Source organism: Streptomyces hilarionis (assembly GCF_024539675.1).
GTDB classification, from domain to species: Bacteria; Actinomycetota; Actinomycetes; order Streptomycetales; family Streptomycetaceae; genus Streptomyces; species Streptomyces hilarionis.
The window spans coordinates 1-445 of the sequence record NZ_JAHHIT010000450.1 but is presented as its reverse complement, the minus strand read 5'-3'; the positions used below and the strand labels follow the sequence as shown (position 1 = coordinate 445).

The 445-nt window shown below is 51.0% G+C and carries 1 protein-coding gene; it reads right to left on the bottom strand.

The window, feature by feature from the left end:
- Positions 1–215 precede the first annotated feature (215 nt).
- On the bottom strand, positions 216–410 hold the full coding sequence (locus KMS84_RS39085; RefSeq protein WP_438819040.1) for a winged helix-turn-helix transcriptional regulator: 195 nt from the start codon (positions 408–410) through the stop codon (positions 216–218).
- Between the last annotated feature and the right edge of the window lie 35 nt (positions 411–445).

Sequence of the window (445 nt, the reverse complement as noted above, 5' to 3'; positions counted from 1 at the left end):
CATTGGTGACATCGCAATCCGGTTGCGAAGTGTCAAGCCACCGATGGTTACTGGTTCAAAAAGTTTTGCGGACAAAATCAATCCTCCGAGGGTTGTTCAGGGCTAGGCTGGAGTTCTCGATCCAGTCAAATGCCCGTTTGCAAACAAGCCTATCGGAGTGGGCAGAAACGTAAATACTGCGAAAATTTGCATATAGTACGCTTAAGCGTACTGCCCTACCCTTGCTCTTCAGCTAAGCACGGTGCATCTGATTTCAGCCCTGCAGCATCCTCGTCCGCTCTCATCTGCGCTGCTGTGGTCATACCCCGACGTTTCAACCAGGCATCTCCCCAACCGCATAATCCCAAGATGAAAGGCTCAAGGCTCCGACCTTCGTCGCTTAGCGAGTATTCAACTTTAGGTGGTACCACTGGGTAGACCTTGCGTACCACAAGTCCATCCTCTT